We start from the raw sequence: 16,974 nt of genomic DNA on the forward strand, positions 1-16,974 counted from the left end.
CTCATTATATTCTGCAGCCTCAGCTTCATTCTGAAGAATGCCTCCCACTTTGTATCCATAAAAGTATGGGAAAACTTCACCGTTTTTACCTTTTACAAAGTCTCCAACTCCGGTAGCACCAGCACTCTGGTAGATTTGCTCACCCGACTCATTACCCATATCAATGAGTTCGTTTTGCAGATATGAGGCGTTTCCGCTGACAGTATATTTAAAATCACCAACACGTCCGTTGTATGTCAACTCAAATTCGAGACCACTGTTTTCCATTTCTCCGGCATTGGCAATGGGTGCACCTTTCCCCACATAAGCAGGAATAGGCTGATCCATCAACATTCCGTCGGTGGTCTTTTTGAAATAATCGAACCCAAAAATCAGAGCACTATCGAAAAAACGTGAATCAAATCCAATGTCAATTTGTTCGGACTCTTCCCACTTAAGATCCGGATTGGCAATACGGGCAGGGCTGGCACCATATTGCATGGCTGAATAATCACCTGAACCGAAATAGTAGTTTTGGTTTCCGTTCATCAAAGAGGTATAGGCAAAGTTACCAATCCTCTCATTCCCGTTTTTACCCCAGCTAGCACGTAATTTCAGGTAGGTAAACCAACCGGGACGGCCATCCAAGAACGACTCGTTGGTAACATTCCAGCCAACAGAAAATGAAGGAAAAACAGCCCACTTATTGTCAGAACCAAAATGAGAGGAACCATCACGACGAACCGTTGCCTGGAACATATATTTCTCATTGAAGTTATAATCGACACGACCAAAATAGGATGCCAGTGTTTCAGAAGAGAAACCGCCAGTTCCACCTGCTACACGCTCATCATCGCGATCGGCTATGGCGTAATCGATAACTGCCTTATCAGGGTTGTTCTCCAACAGGTCATAATCGTCACCATACAATTCCCTGAGTTTATATTCTTGTGCCGACTGGCCAAGCAATACGGTAAGGTTATGAATTCCGTTAAAGCTTTTCGAATAGGTAAGTGTATTTTCTAACTGCCATTTGAAGCCACGGTGCATATTGGAATATACATGACTTCGGGTAAAGTCTTTTCCCTGGGTAGCCAGAAAATGTTCAAAAGTGTACCCGTCATTGCCCCAGAAAGCAAGATCAACGCCATAACTTGATTTAAACTTCAGGCCTTCAACAACGTCGAGTTCGCCCCAAAAAGATGAAACAAACTTGTCGGAATTGCCCTGGCTTCCCGTAGGCGCGTCAAGCATGGCCACCGGGTTGGCAATCTCTTGAAATCCTGAAGGAGGGATGGAATATACCCTTCCCTGATCATCTGTGACGGCAGTAGGATGGTCTGCCAATACCTGTTCCGGATTCGTTGAATAAACAGGAATTGTCGGGTTAAATGCCAATGCACTTCCCAACACAGAACCATATTCCGAGTTGGTCTCGATACCCGATGACTTTATCCTTGAGTAACCGGCATTTACACCCACTTTCAGATTGTTCAGGAACCAGCGATCGGCTTCAAAAACATTATACGTGTTATTGGTCCGTATACTATAACGCTTATAATTAGAGCGATCGTAGTTACCCCCAACAATACCTTCCTGATTAAAATACCCGAAAGAAACAAAATAAGTTGCCCTGTCGTTACCACCACTCACACTAATTTGATGATTCTGAACAGGTGCATCGTAATTGAAGGTTTCATCCTGCCAGTCGGTTCCTTCTCCGACATTGGCTATTTCCTCCTGTGTATAACGAGGTGCATTGCCATCATTCAGCAATGACTCATTCATTATCACCATATATTCACGGGCATTCAGGACAGAACGCTTTTTCCATGGATTCTGCCAGCCATAAGAAAAGTCATAATTAATACGGGCGTCTCCGCTTTTCCCCGACTTTGTAGTAATCAGGATAACACCATTAGCTGCACGTGTTCCGTATACTGCAGCTGAAGCAGCATCTTTCAGGACTTCTACCGATTCAATATCGGTCGGATTCAGAAAATCGATACCACCATCAACGGCCATCCCGTCAACAATATAAAGAGGTTCGCTGTTATTAATTGTGCCAACACCTCTGATGCGCACTTTAGAATCAGAACCGGGTTGTCCCGAACTCTGAGTGATCTGAACTCCCGAAACTTTTCCTTTCAGGACATCTTCAATCCGCGATGGAGTTGTCTTCTCAAGGTCTTCAGAAGAAACACTACTAATAGCAGCGGTTACAACACTCTTCTTCTGAACACCGTAACCTACTACCACAACTTCATCCAGACCGGTTACTTCTTCTTCCATCCGTACATTGATGGTCGATTGGTCTGCGACAACTTCAACGGTCCTCATACCTATAAAAGAGAAAACCATCGTTGCTCCTTCCTGAAGCGTCAACGAATAGTTCCCGTCTACATTGGTAATCGTACCGTTGGTTGTACCTTTCTCTACGACGCTCACTCCCGGAATGGGGGAGCCGTCTGATGCGGAGGTTACCTTTCCTGTAACGGTAATCTCCTGTGCGAACAATACTGTTGTCCACATCAATAAAAACAAAATTCCTAATGTTTTTCTCATAACAAAACTGATTTGGAAATTTTAGTAAAACATGTTGCAAACTTATACCCGAATGTTAACTACTCATAAATTTTTACCTCATAAAAAACTCATCGTTATACATTTTTTAACTCATAAAAAACTCACCTATTTTATTTCTTTTAATTGTATATCAACTTTTTATATTTTACACTTAGTATTCACTTATTTTGTGAATAAAACTCACATTTCTTTTATCAATAATAATTAGATGAATAATGTTTGTTAACATTTCGAAGGAAATTACCAATTATAAATGCACAATAACAGGAAGAGATTAATGCTCAAAGCAAGTTAAGGTTGAGGTTAAGGTTGAGGTTAAGGTTAAGGTTAAGGTTGAGGTTGAGGTTGAGGTTGAGGTTAAGAATTCATCACAGAGGACACAGATAACACAGATTTGATTTGGATCATTGTTGAATTATCAATTACCTGCATATCAAACGACAGACAAGCCATTGCATCTGTAGCCTTACAAAAGAAATAAGTATGCATCGAGGTTTAACGAAATATTGCATTTGATTTGACAGACAGAATTGCTATTTTCAGCCCAAAAAAGAATATGGCTTTAAGATTAATGGAGGTCGTTGTTCCGAACCAAAGAAAGCAGGAACTATATGGTTTAATCAGGGGAGAATCACTGATTGAAAGCTGGTACCAGATAATAGATGAAAAACGATATAAGTTATCTTTGTTATTACCGGTTGAAGAGAGCGAAAAACTGATTACCAAACTTGAACGACATTTCTCGGATACCGGAACATTCAGGATTGTTCTTTATCCGGTAGAAGCAACCATTCCCCGACCAAAAGAACCGGAGCCGGCAGAAGGCCGCGGCTCAACCTCCACGAAGGCAGAAAAGACAAAACAGGGACGGATCAGCAGAGAAGAGCTGTATCACGATCTGGTAGATTCCACCAGACTTACCTGGGTATTTGTTGTTTTGATGCTCGCGTCAACCATTGTTGCTGCAACCGGAATACTTCGTAATAGCGAAGCCATCATAATTGGCTCCATGGTAATTGCACCATTCCTGGGACCCAATGTAGCATTATCGCTTGCCACCACCCTGGCCGATTTTCGGTTGGCAAAAAACGCATTGCGTGTTACGGCAACCGGCATTGTTATCTCTTTGATATTTTCTGTTTTTTTGGGCATGATCATTAAAATAGATCCTGGCATTCAGCAGATTGCCTCCAGAACCCAACCCAATCTTGGAGATATAGGCCTTTCTCTGGCTTCGGGCGTTGCAGGAGCACTGGCATTTACGACAGGCGTTGCTACTGCCTTGGTAGGTGTAATGGTCGCAGTAGCCATATTGCCTCCCCTTGTTGTATTTGGATTGCTTATCGGAGCCGGCCTCTGGGGAAATGCTACAGGCGCTCTCCTGCTTCTTCTTATCAATATTATTTGTATCAATCTGGCAGGTGTAATAACATTTGTTGTACAAGGCATTAAGCCGGCAAACTGGCATGAAGAGGGAAAAGCCAGAAACACTTCAAAAATTGCTATAACAATATGGGCTGTTTTATTGCTGCTTCTTACCTTCTTTTTGTATTACAGCCACATAAATTTCGACTTTTTGTAAATGATTTACTATTGAGTGCGGTATAAAAAGCATATTTTTGTCAAAATCAAGGCGTTTTAAATTTTTGTACCGGAGTTAACTTGTTGTTAATGAGGATGCAAAAATTTAAAACAACAACGAGTTTGGCAACAAAGATGCTTTTTAGACCGGCCTCAATATTGAGTGCTTTATGAATAGCATATTTTGTCAAAATCAAGACATTTTAAATGCTTGTAACGAGTTTAAAATGTTGTTAATGAGGATTTAATAATTTAAAAACAACAATAAATTCAGCAACAAAGATGCTTTTTAGACCAGACTCACTATTAAAAATAAAAACTCAAAGAAATGGAAAATGTTAAGAACTGGTTCAGTAATCCTGAACTGATTATGACATTTGTCATAAAATATGGAGGACAACTTTTGTTTGCCATCATAACACTTATTATCGGACTGTGGATAATAAGTCTGCTAATGAAAGGAATGAAAAAAATGTTTATTGCCAGAGACGTTGAACCCGGCCTTCAATCATTCCTATTAAGTGTTAGTAGGATCGCACTTAAAATAATGCTGTTCATCAGCGTTATATCCATGCTGGGCATCCGGATGACTTCGTTTATCGCCGTTTTAGGTGCTGCCGGCCTGGCCATTGGTATGGCTCTGAGCGGTTCACTTCAAAACTTTGCGGGTGGCGTTATGATTCTTATTTTCAAACCCTTTAAAGTGGGTGATTACATCACCGCACAGGGAGAGTCGGGAACTGTCAAAGAAATTCAGATTTTTCACACCATTTTAAATTCGCCTGACAAAAAGACCATTATCTTGCCCAACGGAGCACTCTCGACCGGTTCTCTTACCAATTATTCCACCGAACCCCGGCGACGGGTTGACTTTACTTTCAGTATCGGTTACGGCGATGATATCGACAAAGCTAAAGAGGTAATAATGGGGATTATTAACCGGGATGAACGGATACTTAAAGAACCAGAACCATTTATCGGCGTAATCAATCTTGGCAACAGTTCGGTTGACCTTGTCGTAAGGGTATGGGCTAATGCCACCGATTACTGGGGAATATTTTTCGATATGCAGGAAACTGTGAAAAAAGAATTTGACAAACAAGGCATTTCAATTCCATTCCCCCAACAGGATGTGCATCTTTATCAGACCAGGCAGTAAGCCTACAATTGTTTGACAGGCAGACACGAATTAATTTCAAATTCTGATATCATAAATTTTTGCCATTTTTGAAGCCAGGATACATAAAACCGGATTTTTTTATGGACAGACAAAACCGGAAAAACAGAATTTTACCCGCTGAATGGGAATCTCAGGATGCCGTATTACTGGCCTGGCCGCATGAGGAAACCGACTGGGAACCGATGCTGCAGGAAACCCGCGATTGCTTCCGGAAAATCATTGATACAATAACCCGGTTTGAAGATGTTGTATTATTAGTTGATGATAACGACCAAAATCCATCATCCCGGTTCAGATTCCCGGAGCGGTTGCAAATTGTCAAAGTTCCGGTAAATGATACCTGGGCAAGGGATTTCGGTCCTCTTTTGGTTAAAGAAAACAGAAAATACATCGCCGTTGATTTTAAATTCAACGGATGGGGACTTAAATTCGCAGCCGATAAGGACAATCTCATCACACAGCGTCTTTTTGAAAATCGCATCTTTTCGCAAGATGTTGTCAGAGAAAACCGGTTGAATTTCGTGCTGGAAGGCGGCAGCATAGAATCAGACGGGAAAGGAACGGTACTTACAACCAGCCGGTGCCTTTTGTCACCCAACCGCAACGGCAGATACTCAAAAAATGAAATTGAAGACAGGCTCAAACAATTCCTTGGCGCAAATAACATTTTATGGCTTGAGAACGGGTATCTGGCAGGCGACGATACCGACAGCCACATAGATACCCTTGCCCGGTTTTGTGATCCCGGAACAATTGTTTATATTAAAACGGACAACCCGGAGGATGAACATTTCGAAGCACTGAACAAAATGGAAAATCAACTCCGAAAATTCAAAACCACCGAAGGAAAATCTTACAACCTTATCCCGCTGCCAATGGCCGACCCGGTTTATCACAACAACCAGTGTCTGCCGGCTACCTATGCAAATTTCCTCATCATTAACCATGCTGTCCTGGTCCCATTTTACAACAGCCCTAAAGACATAGAGGCCAAAAAAATATTTGAAAAAATTTTCCCAAATCGTGAAGTAATCGGAATTGATTGCCGTCCGTTAATAAAACAGAACGGATCGTTGCACTGCGTGACCATGCAATTGCCACAGGGGAGTTTAAGAAAGCAGGTCTGAAGGTTGATTCGTTAATTGACAGGTTGTCAAACAGTTTAGTAAATTAGTAAATCGACAGATTGTCAGGTCATTCGTTGAATAGAATAAAAATACCATTCATGCTTAGAACAGGAATCATACAACAAAGCAATACAGCCAATATTCAGGACAACATAGAACGTCTGGAAAAGAGCATCCGGCAGCTTGCCAAAAAGGGTGCTCAGTTGGTTGTGTTACAGGAGTTACACAACAGTCTCTATTTTTGTCAGACTGAAGAGACCGGTTTATTTGATTTGGCTGAACCTATTCCCGGGCCTTCAACCGACCGATTCGGGCAGCTGGCCGATGAATTGAATATAGTCATTGTCACCTCTCTTTTCGAAAAACGGGCGCCCGGCATTTATCATAACACCGCCGTTGTACTGGAAAAAAATGGGAGCATAGCCGGCAAATACAGGAAAATGCACATTCCTGATGACCCGGCCTATTACGAAAAGTTTTATTTTACGCCCGGCGACACAGGGTTTGAGCCGGTGAATACCAGTGTCGGGCGACTGGGCGTGCTGGTCTGCTGGGACCAGTGGTATCCCGAGGCAGCCAGACTGATGGCCCTGAAAGGTGCTGAATTACTCATCTATCCCACTGCTATCGGTTGGGAATCGTCCGACAGCAATGAAGAAAAAAGACGACAAAAAGAGGCTTGGACAATTTCTCAACGCGGACATGCAGTTGCCAACGGACTATCCGTTGTTTCGGTAAACCGTGTGGGATACGAACCCGATCCGTCCAATGTAACCGGAGGAATACAGTTCTGGGGCAACAGTTTTGCTGCGGGGCCACAGGGAGAAATTCTGATTGAAGCTCCGACAGATGCCGAAAGTAATCTCATTATTGACATCGATTTAAAACGTTCGGAAGAAGTAAGAAGAATATGGCCGTTTTTCCGCGACCGCCGCATCGATGCTTATCAGGGAATAACGAAACGGTTTCTGGACGAAGTTTGAGCGTATGGGCTTCTTATTGCGGAAAATCCTACCATGCTCGTCTCATATCAACAAAAAACAAATTAACAACTATGGCTATGAAACAAAATTTATTACAATTCATCACCAGGAGTCATCATGCTCTGACTCGCTCATTACCGGCTTTAATAATCTGGAGTGTCCTCTTTTCATTCATCAACCATGGGTGTAAGACGGCCGATGCCGGAACTTCAGAAAAATGGGTAGGTACCTGGAGCACAGCGCCACAACTTGTAGAACCGCACAACATGCCTCCCGAACCCGGTCTGACAAATAACACGCTAAGACAGAAGGTTCGGGTATCGATCGGTGGCGATAGCCTGAGGCTCAGATTCTCGAATAAGTTCAGTAACAGTCCTGTTACCATGAAAAAAGTGCAAATTGCTGCCGCAAATGACAGCAGTGCCATCGATGTTAACACCATTAAGAATTTATCGTTCAGTGGTGCCTCCCAAATAACCATGCAACCGGGTTCAACCGTCACATCTGATGCCCTTGCCTTTAACTTAAAACCCAGGATGGACCTTGCCATCACAATCTATTTTGGACAAACTTCCCCCGATGTCACGGGACACCCGGGCTCACGAACTACCTCCTACCTCATGGAAGGTGACCACGTTTCGGATGCTGTTTTTAATGGCACACAAACCGACCATTGGTACGTCATCAACGGGATAGATGTAAAAGCTCCGGAATCAGCTGCTGCGGTTGTAACACTGGGTAATTCAATAACAGATGGCCGCGGCTCAGGCACAAACAAACAAAACAGATGGCCCGACATTCTCTCTGAACGATTACTGGAAAACCCCAAAACTCAAAACATTGGAGTCCTGAACCAGGGAATCGGGGGAAACTGTGTATTGAGAACATGTCTGGGCCCATCGGCACTCGATCGCTTCGAACGTGATGTTCTGAATCAGCACGGGGTCAAATGGCTGATTATTCTTGAAGGCGTCAATGATATTGGTCAGACCACCGACAGTGCTGCTGCAGGTCAAGTTGCTCAAAACCTGATATCAGCCTATAAAAAAATGATCGATAAAGCCCACAAGAACAACATTAAAGTCTATGGAGGAACCATCACACCCATCAAAAAATCATTCTACTACAAAGATTTCCGTGAAACAGCAAGAAAAACTGTAAACGAATGGATTCGAAACAGCGGCGAATTCGATGCCGTCATAGATTTCGATAAAGCAATGCGAAATCCGGATCAACCGGAGGTTATGAAAGAAACAGTGCACGACGGAGATTATCTTCACCCCAACGAAAAAGGACATCGGGTGATGGGAGAAACTGTTAATCCTGAATTGTTCTATTAAAAACAAATCATTATGGAATGCAGAACCGGTTGTGGAGCTTGTTGTATTGCGCCATCCATATCATCTCCCATTCCAGGAATGCCTGATGGCAAGCCGGCAGGAGTACCATGCATACATCTGACCGATGATTACAGATGTGCCATTTTTGATTCTCCTGATCGTCCGGCTGTATGTGCCGGTTTTAAACCCGAAAAAATGATTTGCGGAAACACCCGCCAGGAAGCATTGAAAATTCTTTCGGAATTGGAAGAAACCACTCGATAATACCTAAGTTGAGCGATACGGATTTTGCGAAGTATCGCTTTACTTAAAGTTAGCCCCGATATAAAAAGTGTAGGCTTTCACTCAAAATATTGGTGAAAACCTTACACTTTCTATATCGTTGAGCGGAATCGTTTCGCCCGGTTCTACCGCTTGCCTGCAAAAATATGGGTAATATGTCTTTCCACAGAGCACCTTTTCCAAGGCAAGCGTAACGCAGCAAAGTGATACTTTATGGACAGACACGAAAAGGGCCGTTTTCAAACTACATTTTAACAACCGACCCTCCAAATGATTCTTTTACTTCAATTTTTTTCGGTTCACCTAAATACTCGACCGTTCCTCCGGTAGCCGCCTTTGCATCCAGTAATTCCGAAACATTGACCGTCACTATTCCGCCGGTATTGGACGTAACATAGGCTTTTTTACACTCCAGACTTTGTCCCTGAAACTTACCTCCGGTTGAAGCTTTAACCTCCACCGTTTCGGCATATCCCTCAAGTGTGATCCGGGCAGCGGATACTGTAGCTTCCAGTGCATCCACATCCAATTTAAGTTGGATTACTCCGTCAAGACCGGCATCCAGTTGCAATACCTTTCCCGTCAGTACATCATTACCCTCAATGTTTCCGCCGGAACCAACTGAAATAGCACGAAGATCGGTATATGTCAGGTAAACCTGTACGGACATGTCCTGATATATACGTGTTCGCATTTTAACAGTCAACTCATTCTGATCATTTTCAATGATCACATCAGAGGTAGGTGCATTGACGATGTTAATTTCAGCCTTTGGTTTTTTCCCCTTTATAAGGGTAACATTAATACCCTTGGAAACTTTTAATTTATTGAATTCTTTTAAATTCCTGATCTCTTTATTCATTTTCTCCTGCTCTTCCTGTGCAGCAAGAGAAAAACCGAACGAAATGGCCAATAAAAAAACAAGTACTCTTTTCATGTTCAAAAATATTTAGTTAGTGCCTGTCCGGAAAGTACCATTTGATGCGTTACGCTTGCCACCAAACTACTCATTTACTAAGGTAAACTCCGTTTTTGGCGGCTTCGCAAGCCTAGCAACCGGCACTTTCTGTGCAGACATATAATTTGTTACAACTTTTTCCGACTTTATAGACGGACATTAGTTAAAGCGTTGAAGCCAATTATTGAGCCCGGCATAAAAAGCATCTTCGTTGCCAAACTCATTGTTGCTATCAAAAATAATACCCAAATAACATTTTAGCTGAATAATTCCCTGATTTCATCGGCACTCATCCGGCTCAACGGGTTGGTTGTGTTAACGAAAGCATCAGCCAGTTTATTTTTCTTCTCCTGCAAACGTGCAATTTTTTCTTCAATGGTTTCGGCTGAAATGAAACGATACACAAAAACATTTCGTGTCTGCCCGATACGGTGTGCCCTGTTTATGGCCTGAGCCTCAGCCTTGGGATTCCACCACGGATTGAGCATGAAAACATAATCAGCCTTGGTCAGATTGAGCCCAACACCTCCGGCTTTCAGCGATATCAGAAAAATTTTTATTTTATCATCATTATTGAATTTTTCAATCACTTTTTGCCGGTTTGTAGTAGCACCAATTAACTTGGCATAATCAATTTTCCGTTGATTAAGCGCTACCTCTATTAACTCCAGGTCTTTAACAAATGAGCTGAATATAAGCACATGGTGATTCTCAGAAATAATGCTTTCGAGGGATTCCATCATCTGATCGAATTTGCCGGAATTTCCACGATAGCCTGGATAAAGCATAGCCGGGTGATTAGCCACCTGTCGCAGTCGTGTCAACGCCTGAAGTGCAATAATGCCCTGCTCACTATGCGGACGGTTTTGCATCGATTCCAGCACCTGATTGCGAACACCCGATTTCTCCCGTTCGTAGATATTTTTTTGTTCGGGCGACATATCACAAAACACCATCTGTTCCATTACAGGCGGAAGATCTTTGGCAACCTTTTCTTTAGTCCTGCGCAAAAGAAAGGGATTGATCATCTTTTGAAGGTGCTCTGATTTGGCCTCATCTTCCTTTTTGGAAATGGGCGTTTCGTAATATCGTTTGAAAAAGTTCAGCGATTTCAACAACCCTTCATTCACAATATTCATCTGAGCCCAAAGATCGGTCAACGAATTTTCGATGGGTGTCCCTGTCAGGGCAAGATGATGACGGGCATTGATACGACTTACCGCATGGTATCCTTTTGATGAAGGATTTTTAATATTCTGACTCTCATCAAGTATCAGATATTCCCAGCTTGTATTCCGCAGAATGTCCACATCGTTACGCAAAATGCCGTAAGTCGTGATCACCACATGATAGTGCCGCAGTATTTTCCATAATTCTTTCGACCGTATTCTGTTTGTGCCTGTAAAAATATACGTTTTCAAGCCCGGTGCAAACCGCTTAATTTCATAATCCCAGTTGTGTACCAACGAAGTTGGCATCACTATCAACGAGGGTGCAAGGCCAGACTTATTGAACCCATCCAGTTGGGAAGAAAACAAAGACAACTGCCCTTCGGCATTTTCAGGTTCCAGTTCTCCGTTTGGCGAATATATTTTCAATAACAAAGCGATGGCCTGTAAAGTTTTTCCCAGGCCCATGTCGTCGGCCAGAATACCTCCAAACTTGTTTTGCCGCAAAAAAAGTAGCCATTGGTATCCTTCAACCTGATAAGGCCGGAGAGTAGCATTCAGACCTTGGGGCAAAGGAGCTGTTGAAAAATCTTTGAGTTTTGGCAGTTCGGGGGTAGCAATACCTTCGGAATCGTCGTTCTCCTCATTCTGAAGTTCATCCAGCAAATGGTAATAATTCTTTGGTAAAAGAATGCTTTCATTTTCGATTTTACCGAAATTAAACAAGTCATAAAATCTGGTAAACCATACCCTTGGAATGATAAAAATGCTTCCATCCGGCAGCTCAAAACGCCGGTTATGATTCAAAATATTTCGACGAAACCGGATAAAGGGAATCTGGTGTGGCGGAATTTCCACAATACATTTTATATCAAACCAATCGATAGTATCCGTCGTTGTTTCGAAGTGGGTACAAACAGACACGGAGCTATACTCTTCGCCATTGAACTCCAGTCGCGTTTCGATGTTATGATCATCGAGCAACTTTTTATGCTCCCGTACCCATTCAACAAGGTTAGCCGGTCCGGGAGAAAACTGAGCCCCGTCATTTGCAGGAGACAAGTCGTCGGGGTGAATAAAAGAAACGTCATCAATCAGTCGAAGGCCGTTGTCGCGTAGCAAAGAGAAGGCTCGCTGCTCGGCCTCATAATCACGGGGGAACCGTCGAAAAAGATATCTCCCGTTGTTTTTGGAAAAATCGACGAACACATCTGTTTTCCTGTTTGGTGAAATCAGACGATTGCCATACCGGAAATAGAATCTGAGAACCGGCCGGAGTGAAAGGTCTTTCTCCAGAACCAACCTGATTTCCGGAGAGTCGTCAACATCAATAATATCAAACCCCGAACCCTGAACATCATAGCTTTCAACAATATTGACAATGAATTTTGCCATATATGTGTCGATCACTTTCTCTCCCTTCAGGTGGATATAATCTTTATCTTTAAAGGGTTTCAGTTTTCCGCTGTCAAATTTGTCGAAATAATAAAGCGTCTGTTCCAACTTAAGGACTGCCGGATCAGAACAAATCACTTCCGGATACTTTTGCGAAAAGGAAAAGGTGGTCTCATCCTGCCGGAATTTTAACGAATAGGTCATCCCGTCTTCCTCCAAATCTACACGAAACACGGGTTGACATGGGGTTGCCGGAATTCTTAGCCGGTCGGTTTTGTAAAGATTGCTGTATCCGCTCTGCCGATAATAGGCCGGAACGTTGGAGCCTGCAAGCATTCTTACCAGCCTGTACATCTTCTTTTCTATGTCGGGACGAATTCGCTCCTCAAAAATATCGGGCGGAATATTGTTCTTAAAGTCACGTAAACTGCTTTCGCGACTGAATTTCTTAAAAAGTTCCTTGTCGGAAATGGTATGCAGCAATCGCACCATTTGCTTTTCTTCGTCGGTGTAATCATCGGGCCGCTCTTCAATATGGGCAGGCGTAACATGCTCCAACAGCTCTATGGGCCTATCAGGATGAAGTTCAGCATGATACGGAATAGCTGTCAGACCTATATTTAAACGATGTGTAAAAACAATTATGAATGAATCCATTTTCAACAAACCATTTTAGAGGTTAGAGGCTTAGGTGTTAGATCATTAGATTTTAGATTATTAGATTTTAGATGGTTTTGTACATGTTAAAGCCCTGCGCTTTTCCAGCTAAAAGATTCAACAGCAAATACCAGGCATGCATTTTAGTAATAAAAGTTTACAGCGTATTGCATTTTCAATACTCCGTTAAATTTTTGCAATATACTGCAAACCGGCTATTCGTGTTTAATAATGTTTGTTTGTTAAAATACATGAGTGCCGTATAAAAAGCATATTTTTGTCAAAATCAAGGCGTTTTAAATTTTTGTACCGGAGTTAACTTACTGTTAATGAGGATGCAAAAATTTAAAACAACAACGAGTTTGGCAACAAAGATGCTTTTTAGACCGGGCTCATACATTATTTCTAAATTATACGAATCACCTTACATCTTATATCTAAAAACCTAACGATCTACTGATTTTTAATTCCCAAAATCAACAAAAATAAAAAAAGAAGTAACAGGTTGATGTAGGAACCGGAAATTTTCGGAGACATTGACATTTAATGGCTAAATAGTGGCCGTCTTTAAAGTAAAGCCCCCTTTGCTTCTCAAACAGCCAAATTAAACCAAATTTGAGAAATTTTATTATTTAGAATTATTCTAATTAAAAACAAACATTTATTTTTGCAGGGTGTTTTAATAGTAAAATAGGAGGATAAATTCATGCAACATTTGATAATAAGCGCCCATCCCAACGAAAACAGTTTCAGCAACGCATTGGCAGAGGCACTCGCCAAAAGAAGCCGCCACAATGATATAGATGCCGTCATCCGCAACCTTTATGAAGTTGACTTTAATCCAATTCTTACAAAAAAGGACCTTTCCAAAATAAAAGAAGGCACCGTCCCGGAAGATATAGCCAGGGAACAGGAAATACTCAATGATTCCGAAGTCATTTCACTCATCTACCCTTTGTGGTGGGGAAGCTTTCCTGCCATACTTAAAGGTTATTTCGACCGGGTTTTGACCAACGGTTTTGCATTTAAAATTACCACGGATGGTCCGGAAGGACTGCTGAAGGGGAAAAAAGCCTTTCTGCACACCACCATGGGTAATTCGATCGAAGAGTATGAAAACAAAGGTATTCTGAAAGCTTTTCGTCAGATACACGGGCAGGAGGTGTTTGGTTTCTGTGGCATCGAGGTAGCGGGGCATTTGTTCTATCCCCACATTTCCGACTCATCGACCGACATGAAAAATAAATATATTGAAGAAGCACTGGGGTTTTACAAAACAGTTTTGCCCGATGAAGAAGTGGTAAATTCAGTAAAGCGATAACAGTACCGTATTCTTTGCCGGGCAAAGCATCAGAGTTAAAGGAAAAATCCATTAAATAGCTCGCCATTCGCAGTATTTTCAAGTCGGAAAAGAACAAAATAACTTCGTTAAATCTTTCAATTTATTTCATTACAAACCCTAAGTGCTGATCGGCCGAAAAAATGGTAAACCGGTTTTAGTTCTGACGCTTTGTTACAAAGAATACTCCACGCCAGATTTTGTACATATTTTTGCTATTTTTGAAAGTTCACAGTATAATTCAGGAGAGACTTCAAAACACATGCAAAAAGACTTCTATACAACCATCAAACAGCAGGTAGAAGGTATCTATAAAGAAAAAGGCAGCAAATTTCTTTCATTCGCGTTTCCTGTTGAATCGGAAGACGACATCAAGGTATATATTGATGACTTAAAAAAGAAATATTACGATGCCCGTCATCATTGTTATGCATGGGAGCTTGGCCCCGATGGTAATAACTTCAGGATGAACGACGACGGCGAACCTTCCGGTACTGCAGGGAAACCCATCCTTGGTCAAATCCATTCATTCGGACTCACTAATATTCTGGTTGTGGTAGTTCGCTATTTTGGCGGGGTAAAACTTGGTACCGGAGGATTGATACAGGCCTACAAAGCTGCCACAGCTGATGCCCTTGAAAAGGCCGAGCAAACAGAATGCACCATCGATAAATCTTTCTCCATCCGCTTTCCCTACGACCTGATGAACCCGGTGATGCGGGTTATCGACGAAGAAGGTCTTGCTATAAATGCACAAAAATTTGAAGAAAAATGCAGAATGACACTTGCCGTCAGGGAATCAAAATTCGAATCAATCATTGATCGCTTCAGGAAAAGTTACGGCATCGAGGTAATTGACAATAGTCAGTTTAGAAAAGCCTAAACGCAGAGACGCAATGACGCAAAGTTTTTATTATGAGAGGCAGACACGCCCAAATTGGGCGTGTCTGCCTTACTATACATCTGTAAAAATTTAACGGAGTATTGAATAAAAATTAGTAAAAACAATAATCAGACATGGCAAAGTTAACTTCATTACTGACAACCTTTATCCTATCAGCTGTATATACAGGAACCATGGCTCAGACGCCCCTGTACAAAAGCTTTGATGTAACCCCCGATTCAGTCTTCACGAAATTGGCCGAAGGACCTGCAGTATCGCCCGACGGCACGTTATATGCCGTGAATTATGGTCACAAAGGTACCATCGGTTATGTCAGACCGGACGGCTCACACGGATTATTTGTTGATTTACCCGAAGGCAGCACAGGTAACGGAATTCGATTGTGGAACAATGAAAAGCTTCTGGTTGCCGATTATACGGGACACAACATCTTGGAAATTGACATTAATTCCAAAGCCATTTCAGTACTGGCTCACAACGAACAAATGAGTCAACCCAACGATATAGCAATCAGTTCCGAAGGTACCGTTTACGCCAGTGACCCGGACTGGGAGAATAATTCCGGAAGAATATGGATGACCGACCAAAAAGGTAATATGAAACTTTTAGAAGAAGGCATGGGAACTGTAAACGGCATTGAATTATCACCCGACGAAAAATTGCTTTACGTCAACGAATCAAATCAGAGAAATATTTGGGTTTTCGATGTCCTCGAAGACGGAACTCCTGACAACAAGCGACTCCTGATCAAATTTGAAGACTACGGGTTAGATGGCATGCGATGCGACGAAAAAGGAAATCTGTATGTCACCCGCATACAGAAAGGAACCGTTGCTATAGTAGCTCCCGAAGGGAAGATAATAAGAGAGATTGTACTGAAAGGAGACCTGCCAACCAACGTTGCTTTTGGCGGAGAAGATGGCAAAACGGTTTATGTAACCGTGGCCGACCGTGGAGCAATTGAGGCCTTCAGAACCGAATTCAGGGGTAGATCATTTGTTTTGACAGAATTGTGGAAAAACTAAAAAACGCCATCCGTTTTGCGGATGACGTTTTTTAATTCAGATATTTCCTCTTTCCCGAAAAAGTCGGGACTATGAAGAAATTAAACTCTTTTTTCCTTGATGCGGGCCTTTTTCCCGGTAAGTTGACGCAGATAGTAAATTCTCTTACGACGAACTTTACCTTTGCGGTTAACTTCAATTTTGTCAATAAACGGGGAGTTCATCGGGAAAATCCGTTCAATCCCCACGTTGTTGGAAATTTTCCGAACGGTAAAACGTTTATTATTCCCGCTGCCCTTAATCTGGATCACTGTTCCACGGAAAACCTGAACACGTTCTTTGTTTCCCTCTCTGATTTTGTAGTGAACCGAGATTGTGTCTCCTGCGCCGAATTCGGGTATTTCAACCCCGGTCTTAAAGGACTCTTCAGCAACTTTCATCAAATCCATTGTATGTGCTTTTGAAGATTTAACTTAGCGTGCAATATTAC

At 42.2% G+C, this 16,974-nt stretch carries 13 protein-coding genes; 9 read left to right on the plus strand and 4 right to left on the minus strand.

Going from position 1 to position 16,974, the window contains the following annotated elements; genetic code table 11:
• The coding region (locus ATH1_RS0114040; RefSeq protein WP_010422879.1) for a SusC/RagA family TonB-linked outer membrane protein at window positions 1-2,544 on the minus strand (2,544 nt) is incomplete at its 3' end.
• 577 nt (window positions 2,545-3,121) lie between these two features.
• Between ATH1_RS0114040 and ATH1_RS0114045 the strand changes: the two genes are divergently transcribed.
• The 6 genes from ATH1_RS0114045 (at window position 3,122) to ATH1_RS0114075 (ending at window position 9,040) form a co-directional block, all read left to right on the plus strand.
• Window positions 3,122-4,147 carry a TIGR00341 family protein gene (locus ATH1_RS0114045; RefSeq protein WP_029163940.1) on the plus strand — a complete coding sequence of 342 codons (1,026 nt, stop codon included), beginning with the start codon at window positions 3,122-3,124 and terminating at the stop codon, window positions 4,145-4,147.
• A 327-nt stretch (window positions 4,148-4,474) separates the two neighbouring features.
• Entirely contained in the window at window positions 4,475-5,305 is an 831-nt protein-coding gene (locus ATH1_RS0114055) for a mechanosensitive ion channel family protein (protein WP_010417542.1), read from the plus strand.
• Window positions 5,306-5,406: 101 nt separating this feature from the next.
• A complete protein-coding gene (locus ATH1_RS0114060) occupies window positions 5,407-6,453 on the plus strand; it encodes an agmatine deiminase family protein (protein ID WP_010417545.1) in 1,047 nt (348 codons plus the stop codon).
• Between the two features lie 98 nt (window positions 6,454-6,551).
• Window positions 6,552-7,436: a carbon-nitrogen hydrolase gene (locus tag ATH1_RS0114065; RefSeq protein WP_010422882.1), complete on the plus strand. Its 885-nt coding sequence runs from the start codon at window positions 6,552-6,554 to the stop codon at window positions 7,434-7,436.
• A 77-nt stretch (window positions 7,437-7,513) separates the two neighbouring features.
• Window positions 7,514-8,776, plus strand: coding sequence for an SGNH/GDSL hydrolase family protein (locus ATH1_RS0114070; RefSeq protein ID WP_245531806.1), 1,263 nt, complete (start codon window positions 7,514-7,516; stop codon window positions 8,774-8,776).
• 12 nt (window positions 8,777-8,788) lie between these two features.
• A complete protein-coding gene (locus tag ATH1_RS0114075; RefSeq protein ID WP_010422887.1) occupies window positions 8,789-9,040 on the plus strand; it encodes a YkgJ family cysteine cluster protein in 252 nt (83 codons plus the stop codon).
• 262 nt (window positions 9,041-9,302) lie between these two features.
• Here the strand turns inward: ATH1_RS0114075 and ATH1_RS0114080 are convergent, their stop codons facing one another.
• Together ATH1_RS0114080 and ATH1_RS0114085 are read right to left on the minus strand one after the other, a co-directional pair.
• Window positions 9,303-9,995 carry a head GIN domain-containing protein gene (locus ATH1_RS0114080; RefSeq protein ID WP_010422888.1) on the minus strand — a complete coding sequence of 231 codons (693 nt, stop codon included), beginning with the start codon at window positions 9,993-9,995 and terminating at the stop codon, window positions 9,303-9,305.
• Between the two features lie 278 nt (window positions 9,996-10,273).
• Window positions 10,274-13,237: a DEAD/DEAH box helicase gene (locus ATH1_RS0114085; RefSeq protein WP_010422891.1), complete on the minus strand. Its 2,964-nt coding sequence runs from the start codon at window positions 13,235-13,237 to the stop codon at window positions 10,274-10,276.
• A 706-nt stretch (window positions 13,238-13,943) separates the two neighbouring features.
• Here ATH1_RS0114085 and ATH1_RS0114090 point away from each other — a divergent pair.
• The 3 genes from ATH1_RS0114090 (at window position 13,944) to ATH1_RS0114100 (ending at window position 16,505) form a co-directional block, all read left to right on the plus strand.
• Window positions 13,944-14,558 carry an NAD(P)H-dependent oxidoreductase gene (locus ATH1_RS0114090; protein ID WP_010422893.1) on the plus strand — a complete coding sequence of 205 codons (615 nt, stop codon included), beginning with the start codon at window positions 13,944-13,946 and terminating at the stop codon, window positions 14,556-14,558.
• Window positions 14,559-14,838: 280 nt separating this feature from the next.
• Complete coding sequence (locus ATH1_RS0114095) at window positions 14,839-15,459, plus strand: IMPACT family protein (RefSeq protein ID WP_029164138.1); 621 nt, start codon at window positions 14,839-14,841, stop codon at window positions 15,457-15,459.
• A 134-nt stretch (window positions 15,460-15,593) separates the two neighbouring features.
• The gene (locus ATH1_RS0114100) at window positions 15,594-16,505 is read left to right on the plus strand and encodes an SMP-30/gluconolactonase/LRE family protein (RefSeq protein WP_010422897.1); all 912 of its coding nucleotides are present in this window, start codon (window positions 15,594-15,596) and stop codon (window positions 16,503-16,505) included.
• Window positions 16,506-16,585: 80 nt separating this feature from the next.
• Here the strand turns inward: ATH1_RS0114100 and rplS are convergent, their stop codons facing one another.
• On the minus strand, window positions 16,586-16,933 hold the full coding sequence (rplS, locus tag ATH1_RS0114105) for a 50S ribosomal protein L19 (RefSeq protein ID WP_010422899.1): 348 nt from the start codon (window positions 16,931-16,933) through the stop codon (window positions 16,586-16,588).
• Window positions 16,934-16,974 lie beyond the last annotated feature (41 nt).

It is taken from the genome of Anaerophaga thermohalophila DSM 12881 (assembly GCF_000191885.1).
In the GTDB taxonomy this organism is placed as follows: Bacteria; Bacteroidota; Bacteroidia; order Bacteroidales; family Marinilabiliaceae; genus Anaerophaga; species Anaerophaga thermohalophila.

Bases quoted from the DNA above. Each gene is read 5' to 3' on its own strand.
- ATH1_RS0114045 (WP_029163940.1), top strand. From the start codon at position 3,122: ATGGCTTTAAGATTAATGGAGGTCGTTGTTCCGAACCAAAGAAAGCAG.
- ATH1_RS0114055 (WP_010417542.1), top strand. From the start codon at position 4,475: ATGGAAAATGTTAAGAACTGGTTCAGTAATCCTGAACTGATTATGACA.
- ATH1_RS0114060 (WP_010417545.1), top strand. From the start codon at position 5,407: ATGGACAGACAAAACCGGAAAAACAGAATTTTACCCGCTGAATGGGAA.
- ATH1_RS0114065 (WP_010422882.1), top strand. From the start codon at position 6,552: ATGCTTAGAACAGGAATCATACAACAAAGCAATACAGCCAATATTCAG.
- ATH1_RS0114070 (WP_245531806.1), top strand. From the start codon at position 7,514: ATGAAACAAAATTTATTACAATTCATCACCAGGAGTCATCATGCTCTG.
- ATH1_RS0114075 (WP_010422887.1), top strand. From the start codon at position 8,789: ATGGAATGCAGAACCGGTTGTGGAGCTTGTTGTATTGCGCCATCCATA.
- ATH1_RS0114080 (WP_010422888.1), bottom strand. From the start codon at position 9,995: ATGAAAAGAGTACTTGTTTTTTTATTGGCCATTTCGTTCGGTTTTTCT.
- ATH1_RS0114085 (WP_010422891.1), bottom strand. From the start codon at position 13,237: ATGGATTCATTCATAATTGTTTTTACACATCGTTTAAATATAGGTCTG.
- ATH1_RS0114090 (WP_010422893.1), top strand. From the start codon at position 13,944: ATGCAACATTTGATAATAAGCGCCCATCCCAACGAAAACAGTTTCAGC.
- ATH1_RS0114095 (WP_029164138.1), top strand. From the start codon at position 14,839: ATGCAAAAAGACTTCTATACAACCATCAAACAGCAGGTAGAAGGTATC.
- ATH1_RS0114100 (WP_010422897.1), top strand. From the start codon at position 15,594: ATGGCAAAGTTAACTTCATTACTGACAACCTTTATCCTATCAGCTGTA.
- rplS (WP_010422899.1), bottom strand. From the start codon at position 16,933: ATGGATTTGATGAAAGTTGCTGAAGAGTCCTTTAAGACCGGGGTTGAA.